Origin of the sequence: Pusillimonas caeni (assembly GCF_003545815.1) — a bacterium.
GTDB lineage: Bacteria > Pseudomonadota > Gammaproteobacteria > Burkholderiales > Burkholderiaceae_B > Pusillimonas > Pusillimonas caeni.
Genome location: NZ_PDUW01000002.1, coordinates 473,762 through 486,219, shown reverse-complemented (window position 1 = coordinate 486,219; position 12,458 = coordinate 473,762). Strand labels below are relative to the sequence as shown.

Genomic DNA, 12,458 nt, shown 5'->3' with positions numbered 1-12,458 from the left:
GTCACACCCCCGGGCGCGGCCGCGCCACGCCGGGGACGGTGGCCCGGCCGGCGGCCGCATCGCCGCCGCGCACGGTCAGCGTGACGATCCAGCCCGCGCGCGGCTGCTGCACGATGACCAGGCCCTGCTCCTGTAGCCAGGCCAGATCGCCGTGCAGGCGGTCGCGGCTGACGTTGTGCGCGTAGGCGCCCACCAGTTCGTCGTTCAGGCTGTACTCGTTGGTCGTGTACTCGTTGCGCCGCGACAGAATGCGCAAGATCGCCAGCCGGCGACCCTCGGTTTCAAAGTCCTGATAGCTCATCGTCTTACTTCTCCCTTCGCTCCTGCAGCAGGTAGTCGTGCAGGCGATTCAGCAGGTTGGTCGTGCCCACCAGCTGCGCCGACACTTCGGCCAGCTTGCGGTTGGTCTGCGCCACCTCGGCGCGCAGCGCGTCCAGGTCGGCATAGCCGGGCCTGCTCTCCAGCGTGTGCTCGACGCGGTCCAGGCGCTGCTGCACTTGCGTGACCCGGTCATCGACCCGGTCGATAGCGTCCGTGGTGGCGCGGCTGCGCCCGGTCCACCAGACGTACACCGCGATGGCCGCCGTAATGCCCGTCTGCAGCACGTCCCAGAACAGGCGCGCCGCGCCCCAATCAACCCCTTCCATCAATACCTCGCATGTTGTGCCTGCCGTTTCTCATGGGCGACCTGGCAACCCACACACCGCACCGCGCCAGGCAGCACCGCCAGGCGTGCCGGTTCGATGACATCGCCACAATCCAGGCAGTTGCCATCCACCGAGCCGGGCGCGTCCTGGCGCATCCGGGTGCGTAGCGCTTCCAGCGACGCCGCGCGTTCTTCTTCAGCGAGCCGGGCCGCCAGCTCGTACTGCTGCTCTGTCCACACAGTCCATACTCCAGGCCCGCACGGCCGCGACCTTTTCCCAGCCACGGGTGCCCCAGCGGTGCAGTTGCTCGATGTACGCCGCCACGGCGCGCTGGCCGTACGTGCCGGCCGGCCTGTCCGGCTCGGTCTCCGGCTCGGTCTGCCCGGCCGGCGTCGCGCACAGCACCGGCGCCGGATCGGCCGGCGGCATCGTCGGCGCCGGTGCGACCGCACAGCCCGCCAGCCCGGCCGCCACACTCGCCAGGACCACCAGGCGCGCGATCACGGCAGCGCCTCGATGGTCCGGCGCAGCACCGGCGCCACGGCGCCGTCGTCGGCGTCAGGCGCGGCCCGGATGGATTCGCGCAGGGCGCGGTAGGCGTCCTCGCGCCTGGCCAGCTTGTCTTGCAGCGCGACGGTGGCGGCCTCGGCCTGGCGGCGCTCGTCGGCCAGGGCGGCCAGGTCGCGGCCGCGCTGCTCGGCCGTGCCGCGCCACTGGTCGCGCTCGCCGCGCACCCGGTCGGCCTCGGCCTGCGCGGCCGTCGCGTTCGACTCGGCCCGCTGCACCGCATCCTCCAGGTCGCCGACCTGCCACTGGTGCCACGCCCACAGGGCGGCCAGCGCCAGCAGGGCCAGGACCGTCGTATTGCCCAGCAGCCAGCGCAGGCCGGCGGTGATGGCCTTCAGCATGGGCGCGCCCCTTGCCATCCGGCGGTGCGGTAGATCGGTTCCAGCTGCAACAGGATGCGGCGCACGTATTGCCGGTTCTCGCGCTCGGCCCAGGCCGCGCGCGCGGTGTGCAGTTCGACCTGGCCGAACCAGACGCGGGCGTCACCGCCAGCCTGGCGCGTCAGGCGCTGGTCGCGCTGTAGCCAGCCCAGCCCGCCGTTGTAGGCCGACAGCGTCATGGCCCAGTGCTGGCACACGTCGGCCGCGTCGATGCGCTGCCAGTGCCAGCGGTTGTAGCGGGCCTGCGCACGCATGGCCCAGCCGGGCGAATACGGCGCGGCCTCGCCCAGGTCGGGATAGATGGATGCGATCCAGGCGGACGTGTCGGGCATAAACTGCGCCAGCCCTTGCGCGCCGGCGCCGCTGGATACGCCAGGGCGCCAGGCGCTTTCCTGGTGGATCTGTGCGGCATGGACGGACACCGGCGCGTCCAGCCCCCACTCCTGTTGCACGATGCGGGTCAGCTCGCGCTTGTAGCCGTCGGCGGCGGCCGGGATGGTCTGCGCGTACACCGGCCCGCCGCAGGAAAACAGCAGCAGGGGCAGCACCAGGGCCGCCAGGCGGGCGAACAGGTGCGGGCGCGCCACGCTAGACCCCCAGGCCCAGCGCCAGCACGGCGGCCGCGATGATGGCGGCCCGACGCATCATGCACCAGCAGGCCACGGTCCAGGCGACGCCGTCGCCGCCTTGCTTGGCAGCCTCGACCACCGCGCCGGGGCGGGCATAACAGAAGATGCCTCGGTCGATCCAGTAGCCCAGGTACGCGCCCAGGCACAGCTTGGACAGGCTCCAGATCAGCACGCCCAGTTGGTGCGGCGCGAAGACGCCCACCACGGTGGTGGTCAGCAGGGCGCCCAGCAGCCAGGGCCACAGGCGCAATCGGTCGAAGAAGGTATGTTTTTTCATGCCCCGCAGTGTGCGGGGATGGGCGGCTGCGGATTAGGTGAAGCGGTTCACCCATGCAGCACTAAGGCAGGCAGGCGACAGGGTAGCGCGTACCGACGAAAACGTCTAGAACAGCCAGAATTGCGACACGTCGGCCGAGTCCTGCGCGGCGCCGGCATCGTCCTGGTCGCCGTTGGCCAGGATGGTGTAGACCTGGCGCATGGTCAGGCGGTAGCGCAGCGCCAGCTCGCGGATGGATGCGCCGGCCCGGCGCTCGGCGCGGATGCGGCGGTCGCGCACCACGCGCATGCCGGCCAGGCAGCGGGGCACGTCCAGCGTATCGGTGCCGAAGCGCTCGACCAGGGCCTGCGCCGCATCCAGCCCCATCCATTGCGCCAGCGGGTGCTCGCCGTCGATGCGCTCGGGCACGTACACGCGCGTGCCGCCGGCGCGCTCGACCAGCGCCATGGCCGGCGCCATGCCGACCGCGTCGATGACCTCGGCCAGCGATTGCGGCAGCAGCTCGGCCTCGATGCAGTAGCGGTCAGCCATGCCGCACCGCCTTCTTGCTGGCCAGGCGCTCGACCAGCTCGCGCAGCCGGCGGCTGTTCTGCTCGCGCTCGGCGCGCGACACCTGGGGCGCGGCCAGCTTCATCGGCTCCGGGCGCGCCGGCAGCAGCTCCAGCAGCGCACGCGGCGCAGGCCAGCGGTCCACCTGGCGCGTCAGGCGCAGGAATGCCTCGGCCAGGCGCGGCGCGTCCAGATCCTCCTGCCAGGCCACATTGGCCGACCACAGCGCGCGCACCCACACGTCCTCGGTGTAGGAAATGACCTCATGGCTGGGCGCGCCGGGCAGGTGCAGGACCACCAGCGCGGCCAGGCCGGTGCTGATTGACCGATAGAACCACTCCGGCACGTTCGCCTGGTCAGCCATGCCCCCTCCTGCCCAGCGCCGCCAGGGCGGCCGCCGTCTTGCTGGCCGGGCGCGCCGGGGCGGTCGCCTCGCGCAGCGGCTGCACGACGCCGGCGCCGCGCGCCTGCTGCGACTCGACCACGCGCTTGAGATAGTTGTGGTTCTTCAGCGGCCGGGTGTCCTCGCCCGTGTCGCGCTTGGCCCGGATGGCCTCGACCGTCTCGGACAGCGCCACGCCGACCAGCAGCGTGTCGTGGTGCATGGCCAGCACTTCACGCGCCAGGCGCAGCTGGCGCTCGTAGGCCGTCGCCCTGGACGGGCCACGGAACAGCCCCACGTAGGCCACCAGCGGCCGGGATACCTCGCGCGGCAGGTCGGCCAGCAGCGCCATCAGTTCGCGCAGCGCCTCGTCCTCGGCGATGTGCTCCAGGCTGAAGCTGGCGTGGCAGCAGGGGCAGCGGATGTCAGTGTTGGCCATCGTTTAAATCCTGTTTATCGGCCCTTGAACGGCACGACGTTTTCCAGCTCGCGCTGCTCGCGGCCGCTGGCGCGAAACGCCTGCCACAGCACCAGGTGGCCGGGGCAGTAGTGGACGTTCGGGGCGACTTCGTAGGCGTGGCTGTCGCACAGCGGCAGGTCGCAGGTGCGGCCCTCGCCGACCGGGTAGTCGCACAGGTTCGTGCCGACATCGCCGCATTTCTCGGCCGCGCAGTGCGGGCCAAGGTCGCCGCACAGGAAAAACTTGTCGCCGTTGGAAGTCAGGCCGGTATAGCAAGGCATCAGTGCGCCTCCCCGGCCAGGTCCGCGATCAGGCGGCGCAGCGTGGGCCGGTGGCGCATCCACCCGGCGCGCAGCGTGCGCTGCTCGGCCAGCCCCTCGCGGGTCATGCCCAGGGTCGCCAGGCGCTCGTCCAGCGTCTCCAGCAGGCCGCGCTTTTCCTGCTCGACATGCAGCGCCGCGATGACGCCGCGTAGATCCTCCTGCTTGCGCAGCCAGGCCACGCGCTCGATGCCGGTCTGCTGGCGGGCGATGGTGTCGGCGTAGGACCAGGGCAGCTTCATGTCGGCCAGGTACGCCTCGATCTTCTGCAGCATGGCCTCGCGGTCCAGGTTGTGCGGCGTGCCGGGATGCTGCGCCACGCGCTTGCGCGGCGTGGCCTGGGCGCCGGCCCGGCGCAGATGGTCCAGCACGCGGGCGCGGCCGGCCGCGTCCAGCTCGCCCGCCGAAGTCTTGCCGCCGTGCTGCCGCAGCATGGCCCGGTAGTCGCTGTTCGGGTTCGGGTCGGTCGTGTCCATGCCCAGCGCCTTGGCGGCCATGTGGATCTTGGCCAGCTCGGCGCGGCAGCGGGCGCAGCCGGGTTTCGTTGCCTTGCTCGCGGTCATAGCGGCTCCAACATGGCCCAGAAGAAAAGAATGACGGTCGCCACGCCCGCAACGAAACCAAGAAGCAGGCCGCAGCTAAAGAAGCCCCACTGTCGATCATCCATTTCAACCCTCCCGAGCCACCAGGGCGGCGGCCTTGAGTGCGCGGATGCCCTCGGCGATCTCGCGGGCCGCGTCGGCCTTGTAGGTGGCTTCCAGGCTGCGCATGACGCCGATGTGGGCCTTCTTGTCAGCCACCAGCGCCGCATCCTCCAGCGCCGCGTCGCGCACGTCGTGGTCGTGATGGGCGGCTAGGCCCTCGGCGTAGCCGTTCTCATGGGCGCGCTGGACCGCGCCGGATGGCGCGCCAGTGATGGGATGCCCCAGCACCCACAGGAAGCAGCAGAAATTGGCCACGTCGCGCGGGTCGCCTTTCTCGACGTGCGCGCGCAGCATCTGCGACAGGACGGCCGGATCGCATTGCTCCCAGCCGCCGCGTCCTTGGGCGCGCGCCGCCGCCAGCTTCTGCTTCATGGCGGACGCGAAGACATCGACCGCCACGTCGTCGGTGTGCAGGTCCACGTGGTGCTCGTCGGCAATGCGCTGGATCTCGGCCAGGCAGTCGGCCTTGCTGACCGGACTGCCCGGCACCGAGTAGGCGTGCAGGGCATCGCGGATGCGTTGGATTTGACCGTTCATGTGTTCAACCCTCCAGAAGTAGGTTTTTGCGCGTGCGGCTGACCGGCGCGGCGCGCTCGGGCACCAGGTCGATCTGCGAAGGGTCCAGCAGCTTGAACTCGACACGCGGCGCGGCGCCGGCCTGAAAGCGCTCCGGCCAGCTGTAGGATTCCCGCGCGCACTCGACCACATGCTGCAGCAACTTCAGCATGGCCATGCCTTGCTCGGCTGGCATGAGCAGGTGCATATGGCCGATGGTGACCAGGCAGGGCTGGGGGGATTTGCGAGTCGCCATGGTCAGCCCTCCAGCATGAGGGGCGCGGCAGCAGCGCCGACGCCCTGGTGAAGTTGCACGCCCTGGCCAGCAAGATGGCCGGCCGCACGGTCGGCCCAAGTGTCGCCACGCGCTGCGCGCGGCTCACGCGGCTTGAGGCTATCCAGGTCGGGATGGTTCAGGGACATGAACGCTTCGATGGCCTTGTCCTGCTCGTCGGTGCGCTCCATGTTCGACACGGCGCCGGAAGCCGCATGTACCCAGCCCATGCAGAACGCATCGGCTCGCGCCCGCTTGTTCTTAGGGCCGCAGCGCTTGAGTTTGGCTGCGATGTAGTCCTTTCGCGCCTTGAACAGCAGGCGCAGTAGCACCTGCAGGGCATAGGCCGCCACGTCCACGTTCGGCGAGCAACCGACCAGAAGCCAGCGCGGGCCATGAACAAAGCCGTTGCTGAAGATCAGGCGGCAGCCGAAGGCATCGGCGACCATGCTGGCCGTCAGCGATTCGTGCATGGTAGGGTTGTCGGCGCGTGCCCGCACGGGCATTTCCTGGACGCTGGCGGCAGTGACCTCCAGGTCGGATATGCCGTGTTCACGCATGAGCGCCTGGGCCTGGCGCAGCGCGGCGGCGGCCTCGGCCGGTTCGGCCGAGCCTGCCAGCGCCATGCACTTCTGGATCTTGCGCAGGATGCTGTCTTTGTCCATGGTCACACCGCCGCCAGATCCAGCGCGACGGCCTGGTACTGGTCGCCGTCGCCGATGCGCTTGTAGACGCGGATGTACACGGCCGTGCCGGCGGTCTGGATCGAGTCCTTCAGCGCCTCCATCGCGCGCTGCCAGTCCTCATCCTTGATTTCCAGGCGCAGCAGCTCCAGCACGGCGGCCGTCTTGATCTGGCCCTTGCTGTCGGTGCGGAACGCCCGGTCCACCAGCACGCGGATGTTGGCGTTGGCGCCCTCGCTCCAGCGCGTGATGCATTGGTTGATAAGGGCCTTTGCCGCTTCCAGCTCCTCGGTAAAGCACACGCGCTCGGCGTAGCTGCGCTGCACCTTGTAGGCGCCGTCGTAGGTCGCGGCCGTCACGTTGCCCTTCTCGCCGCCCAGCTTCACGCCGTAGCGGTCGCCCGCGATGCTGACCAGGTCGGCGATGTCGCCCAGGGCCTTCTTCTTGAAGGCGCGCAGCCTGGCGTTCAGTTCCTCGGCCTCGGCGGCCAGCTCGCGCGCGACCTGGTCGCGCATCTTGTCGTGCTCGCGCACCTGGTCCTCGGGGACAAGGTGGCCGGCCGCGTTGCGCATGTAGCCGGGGGGGATGGTGGTGTCGGTAGTGCTCATGGTTACTCCTTGGATGTGGTTGTGGTTGTCAGCAGATGCGCCGGGCGTGCGCGGGGCGGGCCGCATCCTGCACGCCGGGGCGGCAGCTAGGGCACTCGCCCGCGACCAGGTGGTGGTCCAGCTGCCCGCACCATTCGCAGATGCCGATCTCGACGGGGCGCCAGGCGCGGCCCTCGGGCACGGTGTAGGCCACCACCTCCACCCGGCCGGCCTGCTCCAACTGCAGCAGGGTGGCGCGCACCAGGTGCAGCGGCGCCTCCAGGTCGCGCGCCAGGCGCACGGCAGTGACCGGCTCCCGGTGGCGCTCCAGATAGGCGGTGATCTCCCGGACTATCGCCGGACGGCCCCACGCCTCGACGTACATGGCCATCGTCTTCAGGAAAGCCTTGCGGGTGCGGATCGCCGGGCCTTTCATGCCTTCACCTTGCGCGTGAAGAAGCTCAGGAAGGTGCGGCGATGGTGCCGCCGGTGGTTCAGCACTTCGATGGCCGCGCCGTTGCGCCGGGGCAGGTGTTCGATCTCCTGCTCGGCTCGCGCGGCCTCGGCGTCCAGCTGCTGCTGCACGCGCCGCTGTTCGGGCAGCAGCGGGAACGGCTCGAACTCCAGATGGTCGTAGCGGGCCGGGTCGGCCAAGTACTGCTCCAGCGTCACGCCGTGGCGCTTCAGGTGCATGGCCACGTAGCGGTCGGCGTAGTGATTCAGGTAGGCGTCGCTGTACATCATTTCAGGGTCTCCTCGCGCCGTTCGCGCTTGCGTGCATCATGCTGCCCCCCCCCCGCACTTTCCGGGGTTCGGTGGCGGGCTGCTCGGCGGCGCCGGACACCCACACGATGGGCGTCTCGCCGTCGAACAGATCCGGGTGCATCGGGCCGTACTCGACCTGCTCGGGCTGGTGGCGGGGCTTCACGATTCGCCCCCCAGGTCTTGCCAGGCGTCGCGCACATGCTCGGCGGTCGGCCGGGCGGCGCCGGACGTGGCCGCGAACATGCTGGCCAGGCGCAGCGTCTGCGACAGGCCGCGCAGTGCGCCGGGACGCCGGCCGATGCCCAGGCACAGCTGGCGCGCCTCGGCATCGTCGATGCGCCAGGCGTCCAGCAGCGCCAGCACGTCGGCATCCTTGGCGCGCGACAGGCGCACGCGCTTGGCCACGCGGGAAAACAGCTGCGCGAAGCCGACCTGGCGCTGGCCGCCGGTCAGCTGGCTGTACACGATCTCGTTGCCGACCAGGGCCAGGCCGATGCCGGCCGCGTCGTGAATGGACCGCACCGCATCCAGCGCGCGGTGCGTCAGGTGCTGCGCTTCGTCGATGACCAGCAGGCCGCGCGTCTCGCGCACGCGCTCCACGATGTTGGCCTCGATCACATGCACCGCGCCGGTGGTGCGGATGCCCAGCGTCTGCGCGATGCGGGTCAGGATGGGGCCTGGCGCCGACACGGCTGGCGTGGCGGTGACCACCCACACGTTGGGCGCGCGGCGCTGGTATTGCTTCAGCGCGGTGGACTTGCCCACGCCGGCGCCGCCGTAGATGACGGACACGGCCTCGGCCATCTGCGAGAACGACAGCGCCGACAGCACCGCGCGCGCCGTGGGCGTCTCCACCCAGCCGGGCGCGGCCGGCAGCGTGGCGGACACGGCAGCAGCGGCGCGCCGGCTTTCCAGCCAGCGGCGGATGTCCGCCTCGATGGCGGCCACGTTGCCCGTATAAACGCCGTTCAGCCACTGGCTAAGGCGCGCTTTACCGATGCCGGTCAGGCCGCTGATCTGCGCTTGGGTCAGATCCTCGGCCTGCATGATGGCCTTGACCTCGCCAATCAGCACGTCGTCGTGCGGGGCGCGGCGGGCGGTTTCCAGTTGCGTCACGTTTTGGTCCATCTGGTATGCTCCTGTTTGCTGGTTGATGGCCACATGGCCCGTTTGCTACACGCCCCGCGCAGCGCCTACTGCGCGGGGTTTTTCATACCTGGCCGCGCTTCCATTGCTCCATCTGGCCCAGGATGAAGTCGTCGAAGCGGTGCCGCTCGGCGGGCATTTCTCCCTCTGCCTCGGGCACCACATCGCTGTTCGCTACCTTCTTGGCCGGCGCCTTCCAGGCGCCGCGCACCACATTGGTCTGCAGGGGCGTCTCGGGGTCCGGCTGGGGATCGGGCATGTAGTCGGCCGCCTCGATGGCCGACATGCGGATCTCGGCCTCGGCCATCTGCTTGGCGGCCTTCAGGCGCTGCTTGTGCTGGCGCCGCCATTCGCGGCCCGCGCTGGTGTCGCCGAAGCCGGCGGCCATCATGCAATCGGCCTGGCCGATGTAGCGGCCGTCCAGCTGGTACAGATGCACGCATTCGTGCAGGCTGTCCGGGTCGAAGCGCACCACCACCTTGCGGCCGACGTGCTCGATCAGCGCGTCGCAGGCGTAGCGGTTGCGCCCGCTCGGCCCCTTGCCGATGGCCAGCGCCACGCTGGCGTCGCGCTGCACCGTCACCGCCTCGGCGGCCAGCATCCACATGCGGCGCTGCGCCTCGGTGGCGCGGCGGATCAGGTGCGCGCTGCGCTCGTAGCTGTCGCGGAACGCCTGGTCGAACGACAGCTCGCCCGCGCATATCTCGGTGCGCCGGCCGGTACGCGCATTCCAGGCGTCGATCTCGGCGCGCAGCACCTGCACGAACACGTCCCACTCGACCGCCGTGGACTGGTAGTTCTCGGGCTTGGCCATGACGTTGGGGCCGGTGTAGGCGCCGGCGAACTTCGGGTGCTTGTCCACGTATTCGCCGATGCCGCCTACACCGAAGGCGCGCTCGACCGGCTTGGCCTGGCCGTGGCCCTTGCCGTTATGCACGCTGGTCCAGTGCAGCTTGATGCCCAGTTGCGGCATCAGGCCCACCGGGTCTTCCTCGCGGACCTTGAAGCGGTAGCGCGTTTGCACGCCGGCGGTCAGCCACTTGTTGGCCGCCGCGCGCGTGTTGTCGATGGTGGCGTGCTCGGGGATGCCGTAGCGCTCGATCACGTCGCCCAGGGCCAGGCGGATCATGTCGCTGTGCTCGGTGCGGTCCGTTCGGTAGCCGACGATGCGGCGGCTGTAGATGTCCTGCCAGAACCACGTCTTGGGGCGCCCGATGGTGCCGTCCGGGAACCGGACGAACACGTTGTGCTGGTAGCCGTCGCCGTTGATCCAGGCCATCGCGTACAGGTCGCGCACGGTGCGATGTTGCGACGGGTATAGCCGCATCATGGCGTGCTCGCCCTCGCGCTTGAGTACGCGCAGCGTGCGCGGTATCTCGTTCGCCCACCGGGTGACCGTGTTCCGGCTGGGCACCACCCACCCCTGCTCGCGCGCCGCGCGCACCATGCGGTCGTAGGCGGTGGCGATGGATGGCGCCTCGGCCCGCAACCATTCCGCCTTGAAGAAGTCCCAGGCGCGCTCGTCGCACTCCGCCTTGGCCGTGCGGCCGGTGTAGGCCGGAACCAGCGCGGCCAGCCAGTCGGCCGGGTCCAGCCCGGCCACCAGCTTGGCCCAGCGGTACAGCGTGGGGCGTGACTCGCCGAACGCCTTGGCCGTCTCCTCGACGGCGCGCGACCGGCCGGTGCCGGCGGCCACCAGGCGCTCGACGGCCTGTAGCGCGGACAGGCGCCGCGCGGCTTCATCCTTCAGGCTTTGCGGGCGGCGGTCGTAGGCGTCCCACAGGCCGGCGCGATCAGGCGTAGGCGCCACCGGGCGGGCCGGGGCGGCGGGCGCCGGTGGCGCGTCGCGCTTGAGCAGCGCGGCCTGGGTTTCGACAGGGAGTGATGAGAAGGCGTACTCCCACCCCTTCCCCTTGCTCCGCTTGCGACGAGTGATGCGGCCTCTTTCGCCCCAGCCATTCACGCCGCGCTCGGTGCTGGGCAGGCCGGGCAGGCCGGCAAGCTCCTGGGCGATGAACCATTCGCGGGTCATGCGTCATCCTCCCCGCCGAACAGGTCCAGCTCGGGCGCAGCGCTTTTCCGCACGTTCTCTCGGTGGCCGGCCAACTGCATCATGGCCAGCGTCACGCCCTGCAGCACGTCCTCGGGCTTGGCCTCGTCGCGGTAGAAGCTGGTCAGCAGGGATACGGCGCTGTTCAGCGCGTTTTGCAGATCCAGCAGGTCGCGCTCGCCGGCGGCCCGGCCTGCCGGGATGTCGATCACCAGCTTTTGCGCACTGACGGCGATGTGCTGGGTGACGAACGTGGAGTCGCACGCGAACTCGAACGGGCGGATGCGCTTGCTGGGGATTGATCCCTCGCTCATCCACTTGTAGATCACCCATTCAGATACGCCGATCAGCTCGGCCACGCGGGCGACCGAGCGATTGTGCTTATGCAGGGCGTAGTCCAGGCACAGGCGGATGGCCTCTTGCATGGTCGCAGCCTGGCGTGGCTTCCAGCGGCGGCGGCTCATTTGGACCCCCTCGCGGCGGACACATTCCAAACGCCGCCGCCGGCTGCATCTAGGCCGGAGCAGGCCCAACATTTAATCTGTCCCCTTCCCAAGAACAGGAGCGCGATCATGCACATGCGACATCCCCCTCTAGAGTTTTTGCGTCCTCGTCACACCGTGGAGCGCTATACTTCTTCTGATAGCGACTCGGCCAAATTTCGGCCGGGTCAACGCCTATTGCTGCTGCAATGATTCGCTCCCCCTTCGGCCATGGCCGATTAAGCGGAATCGTCAGGGTGGTAGGCGCCGCGTAACCGTGATGCGCCGCCAGTCGGCGAAGACTCCACCCGGCCTTCTCTAGCGCCGCCTTTATATCGGCGCGGTGCCAGTCACTAGAGGCCGGTTTTTTCGGGGCTTTGTGTTTAGTCATGCCGTAATCTTACGGCAGATATTCTAGGCGCGCAAGAGAATCTGCATGTTCCGATTCAGAGAATACTCTTGCTGACATAGATAATGATCTAGGTCTTTGATATGAAAAGAAAAATCGTAGAATCGGAAGGCAGAGCCTTGAACGGAAAGGGTTTTCCGATTCTTGAGCCGGGAATCGGAACGCGCATCAAGGCAGCAGCGGAGCGAATCGGCACTAGAGCAAGTGCGGCATCTGCGGCTTCGGTGTCAGAGGATATGCTGTATCGATACATCCGGGAGCAGAGCGCCCCGTCGTTCGCCGCTATGGTCGGCTTGGCAAGGGCCGCAAAAGTGCGCCTGGACTGGCTGGCAACAGGGGAAGGGGAGCCGCACGGCGCGGGGTCGGAGTCAAGCGACACAGAAGCGCCTGGTAGCGCCGACCTAGACCTGCTGGAGCGTGTGTCGCGCTCGGCGTTTGAGGAACTGCAACGCCGAAACATCCAGCTGGAGCCGGCCGCGCTGGCGCGACTCGTCCGGGTGCTGTACCGCCACTTCGCAAGCCGACAAGAAATGCCGGATCACGCTACAGTAAGTAACATCATAGATTTAGCCGCGTACCGATAGCAGCGGCA

General features: G+C 69.0%; 24 protein-coding genes. 1 reads left to right on the top strand and 23 read right to left on the bottom strand.

Translation table 11 applies throughout. The features are described from left to right. Position 1: 1 nt before the first annotated feature. The 23 genes from CSC67_RS06045 to CSC67_RS05935 all read right to left on the bottom strand — a co-directional run bounded on the left by CSC67_RS06045 (position 2) and on the right by CSC67_RS05935 (position 11,848). The gene (locus tag CSC67_RS06045) at positions 2-301 is read right to left on the bottom strand and encodes a VpaChn25_0724 family phage protein (protein WP_060833189.1); all 300 of its coding nucleotides are present in this window, start codon (positions 299-301) and stop codon (positions 2-4) included. A gap of 4 nt (positions 302-305) precedes the next feature. Then, positions 306-647 (bottom strand): DUF2730 family protein, encoded by a 342-nt coding sequence (locus tag CSC67_RS06040; RefSeq protein ID WP_060833190.1) that lies wholly within the window; start codon positions 645-647, stop codon positions 306-308. Beyond that, positions 647-802 (bottom strand): TraR/DksA C4-type zinc finger protein, encoded by a 156-nt coding sequence (locus tag CSC67_RS21735; RefSeq protein WP_118993605.1) that lies wholly within the window; start codon positions 800-802, stop codon positions 647-649. Before CSC67_RS21735 ends, CSC67_RS06040 begins: the two co-directional genes overlap by 1 nt. A 40-nt stretch (positions 803-842) precedes the next feature. Beyond that, positions 843-1,151 (bottom strand): hypothetical protein, encoded by a 309-nt coding sequence (locus CSC67_RS21310; RefSeq protein ID WP_118993604.1) that lies wholly within the window; start codon positions 1,149-1,151, stop codon positions 843-845. Further along, the gene (locus CSC67_RS06025) at positions 1,148-1,555 is read right to left on the bottom strand and encodes a hypothetical protein (RefSeq protein WP_135227430.1); all 408 of its coding nucleotides are present in this window, start codon (positions 1,553-1,555) and stop codon (positions 1,148-1,150) included. Before CSC67_RS06025 ends, CSC67_RS21310 begins: the two co-directional genes overlap by 4 nt. Next, complete coding sequence (locus CSC67_RS06020; protein ID WP_118993602.1) at positions 1,549-2,181, bottom strand: transglycosylase SLT domain-containing protein; 633 nt, start codon at positions 2,179-2,181, stop codon at positions 1,549-1,551. Before CSC67_RS06020 ends, CSC67_RS06025 begins: the two co-directional genes overlap by 7 nt. A gap of 1 nt (position 2,182) precedes the next feature. After that, entirely contained in the window at positions 2,183-2,500 is a 318-nt protein-coding gene (locus CSC67_RS06015; RefSeq protein ID WP_118993601.1) for a putative holin, read from the bottom strand. A gap of 105 nt (positions 2,501-2,605) precedes the next feature. Next, the gene (locus tag CSC67_RS06010) at positions 2,606-3,031 is read right to left on the bottom strand and encodes a Mor transcription activator family protein (RefSeq protein ID WP_118993600.1); all 426 of its coding nucleotides are present in this window, start codon (positions 3,029-3,031) and stop codon (positions 2,606-2,608) included. After that, positions 3,024-3,413 (bottom strand): hypothetical protein, encoded by a 390-nt coding sequence (locus CSC67_RS06005; protein ID WP_060833196.1) that lies wholly within the window; start codon positions 3,411-3,413, stop codon positions 3,024-3,026. The genes CSC67_RS06010 and CSC67_RS06005 overlap by 8 nt, the downstream gene beginning before the upstream one ends. Continuing rightward, positions 3,406-3,870 carry a hypothetical protein gene (locus CSC67_RS06000; RefSeq protein WP_118993599.1) on the bottom strand — a complete coding sequence of 155 codons (465 nt, stop codon included), beginning with the start codon at positions 3,868-3,870 and terminating at the stop codon, positions 3,406-3,408. The genes CSC67_RS06005 and CSC67_RS06000 overlap by 8 nt, the downstream gene beginning before the upstream one ends. A 14-nt stretch (positions 3,871-3,884) precedes the next feature. Next, on the bottom strand, positions 3,885-4,172 hold the full coding sequence (locus CSC67_RS05995; protein ID WP_118993598.1) for a hypothetical protein: 288 nt from the start codon (positions 4,170-4,172) through the stop codon (positions 3,885-3,887). Continuing rightward, the gene (locus CSC67_RS05990) at positions 4,172-4,774 is read right to left on the bottom strand and encodes a gp16 family protein (RefSeq protein ID WP_118993597.1); all 603 of its coding nucleotides are present in this window, start codon (positions 4,772-4,774) and stop codon (positions 4,172-4,174) included. The genes CSC67_RS05995 and CSC67_RS05990 overlap by 1 nt, the downstream gene beginning before the upstream one ends. A 105-nt stretch (positions 4,775-4,879) precedes the next feature. Beyond that, positions 4,880-5,452 carry a hypothetical protein gene (locus CSC67_RS21520; RefSeq protein WP_245220139.1) on the bottom strand — a complete coding sequence of 191 codons (573 nt, stop codon included), beginning with the start codon at positions 5,450-5,452 and terminating at the stop codon, positions 4,880-4,882. Positions 5,453-5,456: 4 nt separating this feature from the next. Next, a complete protein-coding gene (locus CSC67_RS05980; RefSeq protein WP_118993596.1) occupies positions 5,457-5,726 on the bottom strand; it encodes a hypothetical protein in 270 nt (89 codons plus the stop codon). A gap of 2 nt (positions 5,727-5,728) precedes the next feature. After that, entirely contained in the window at positions 5,729-6,409 is a 681-nt protein-coding gene (locus tag CSC67_RS05975; RefSeq protein ID WP_118993595.1) for a DUF7168 domain-containing protein, read from the bottom strand. Between the two features lie 2 nt (positions 6,410-6,411). Further along, positions 6,412-7,035, bottom strand: coding sequence for a DUF3164 family protein (locus CSC67_RS05970; RefSeq protein WP_118993594.1), 624 nt, complete (start codon positions 7,033-7,035; stop codon positions 6,412-6,414). Between the two features lie 28 nt (positions 7,036-7,063). Next, positions 7,064-7,450 (bottom strand): hypothetical protein, encoded by a 387-nt coding sequence (locus tag CSC67_RS21305; RefSeq protein ID WP_167752775.1) that lies wholly within the window; start codon positions 7,448-7,450, stop codon positions 7,064-7,066. Then, positions 7,447-7,758 (bottom strand): restriction endonuclease subunit S domain-containing protein, encoded by a 312-nt coding sequence (locus tag CSC67_RS05960; RefSeq protein WP_118993593.1) that lies wholly within the window; start codon positions 7,756-7,758, stop codon positions 7,447-7,449. The genes CSC67_RS21305 and CSC67_RS05960 overlap by 4 nt, the downstream gene beginning before the upstream one ends. A gap of 1 nt (position 7,759) precedes the next feature. Next, positions 7,760-7,942, bottom strand: a complete 183-nt coding sequence (locus CSC67_RS05955; RefSeq protein ID WP_102773498.1) for a hypothetical protein — start codon at positions 7,940-7,942, stop codon at positions 7,760-7,762. Further along, positions 7,939-8,907 (bottom strand): AAA family ATPase, encoded by a 969-nt coding sequence (locus tag CSC67_RS05950; RefSeq protein WP_060833206.1) that lies wholly within the window; start codon positions 8,905-8,907, stop codon positions 7,939-7,941. Before CSC67_RS05950 ends, CSC67_RS05955 begins: the two co-directional genes overlap by 4 nt. Positions 8,908-8,989: 82 nt before the next feature. After that, on the bottom strand, positions 8,990-10,957 hold the full coding sequence (locus CSC67_RS05945) for a transposase domain-containing protein (protein WP_118993592.1): 1,968 nt from the start codon (positions 10,955-10,957) through the stop codon (positions 8,990-8,992). Continuing rightward, positions 10,954-11,439: a hypothetical protein gene (locus CSC67_RS05940; protein WP_118993591.1), complete on the bottom strand. Its 486-nt coding sequence runs from the start codon at positions 11,437-11,439 to the stop codon at positions 10,954-10,956. Before CSC67_RS05940 ends, CSC67_RS05945 begins: the two co-directional genes overlap by 4 nt. A gap of 106 nt (positions 11,440-11,545) precedes the next feature. Next, positions 11,546-11,848 carry a helix-turn-helix domain-containing protein gene (locus CSC67_RS05935; RefSeq protein WP_102773495.1) on the bottom strand — a complete coding sequence of 101 codons (303 nt, stop codon included), beginning with the start codon at positions 11,846-11,848 and terminating at the stop codon, positions 11,546-11,548. 101 nt (positions 11,849-11,949) lie between these two features. Between CSC67_RS05935 and CSC67_RS05930 the strand changes: the two genes are divergently transcribed. Continuing rightward, positions 11,950-12,450 carry a transcriptional regulator gene (locus CSC67_RS05930; RefSeq protein WP_135227429.1) on the top strand — a complete coding sequence of 167 codons (501 nt, stop codon included), beginning with the start codon at positions 11,950-11,952 and terminating at the stop codon, positions 12,448-12,450. The last annotated feature ends 8 nt before the right edge of the window (positions 12,451-12,458 follow it).

Excerpts from the sequence above, each read along its gene's own strand:
- CSC67_RS06010 (WP_118993600.1), bottom strand. The coding sequence starts at position 3,031 with ATGGCTGACCGCTACTGCATCGAGGCCGAGCTGCTGCCGCAATCGCTG.
- CSC67_RS05960 (WP_118993593.1), bottom strand. The coding sequence starts at position 7,758 with ATGATGTACAGCGACGCCTACCTGAATCACTACGCCGACCGCTACGTG.
- CSC67_RS05935 (WP_102773495.1), bottom strand. The coding sequence starts at position 11,848 with ATGACTAAACACAAAGCCCCGAAAAAACCGGCCTCTAGTGACTGGCAC.
- CSC67_RS05975 (WP_118993595.1), bottom strand. The coding sequence starts at position 6,409 with ATGGACAAAGACAGCATCCTGCGCAAGATCCAGAAGTGCATGGCGCTG.
- CSC67_RS06025 (WP_135227430.1), bottom strand. The coding sequence starts at position 1,555 with ATGCTGAAGGCCATCACCGCCGGCCTGCGCTGGCTGCTGGGCAATACG.
- CSC67_RS05990 (WP_118993597.1), bottom strand. The coding sequence starts at position 4,774 with ATGACCGCGAGCAAGGCAACGAAACCCGGCTGCGCCCGCTGCCGCGCC.
- CSC67_RS05930 (WP_135227429.1), top strand. The coding sequence starts at position 11,950 with ATGAAAAGAAAAATCGTAGAATCGGAAGGCAGAGCCTTGAACGGAAAG.
- CSC67_RS05945 (WP_118993592.1), bottom strand. The coding sequence starts at position 10,957 with ATGACCCGCGAATGGTTCATCGCCCAGGAGCTTGCCGGCCTGCCCGGC.
- CSC67_RS06040 (WP_060833190.1), bottom strand. The coding sequence starts at position 647 with ATGGAAGGGGTTGATTGGGGCGCGGCGCGCCTGTTCTGGGACGTGCTG.
- CSC67_RS05970 (WP_118993594.1), bottom strand. The coding sequence starts at position 7,035 with ATGAGCACTACCGACACCACCATCCCCCCCGGCTACATGCGCAACGCG.
- CSC67_RS06045 (WP_060833189.1), bottom strand. The coding sequence starts at position 301 with ATGAGCTATCAGGACTTTGAAACCGAGGGTCGCCGGCTGGCGATCTTG.
- CSC67_RS21305 (WP_167752775.1), bottom strand. The coding sequence starts at position 7,450 with ATGAAAGGCCCGGCGATCCGCACCCGCAAGGCTTTCCTGAAGACGATG.
- CSC67_RS05940 (WP_118993591.1), bottom strand. The coding sequence starts at position 11,439 with ATGAGCCGCCGCCGCTGGAAGCCACGCCAGGCTGCGACCATGCAAGAG.
- CSC67_RS06000 (WP_118993599.1), bottom strand. The coding sequence starts at position 3,870 with ATGGCCAACACTGACATCCGCTGCCCCTGCTGCCACGCCAGCTTCAGC.
- CSC67_RS05950 (WP_060833206.1), bottom strand. The coding sequence starts at position 8,907 with ATGGACCAAAACGTGACGCAACTGGAAACCGCCCGCCGCGCCCCGCAC.
- CSC67_RS21735 (WP_118993605.1), bottom strand. The coding sequence starts at position 802 with ATGCGCCAGGACGCGCCCGGCTCGGTGGATGGCAACTGCCTGGATTGT.
- CSC67_RS05995 (WP_118993598.1), bottom strand. The coding sequence starts at position 4,172 with ATGCCTTGCTATACCGGCCTGACTTCCAACGGCGACAAGTTTTTCCTG.
- CSC67_RS21520 (WP_245220139.1), bottom strand. The coding sequence starts at position 5,452 with ATGAACGGTCAAATCCAACGCATCCGCGATGCCCTGCACGCCTACTCG.
- CSC67_RS05980 (WP_118993596.1), bottom strand. The coding sequence starts at position 5,726 with ATGGCGACTCGCAAATCCCCCCAGCCCTGCCTGGTCACCATCGGCCAT.
- CSC67_RS06015 (WP_118993601.1), bottom strand. The coding sequence starts at position 2,500 with ATGAAAAAACATACCTTCTTCGACCGATTGCGCCTGTGGCCCTGGCTG.
- CSC67_RS06005 (WP_060833196.1), bottom strand. The coding sequence starts at position 3,413 with ATGGCTGACCAGGCGAACGTGCCGGAGTGGTTCTATCGGTCAATCAGC.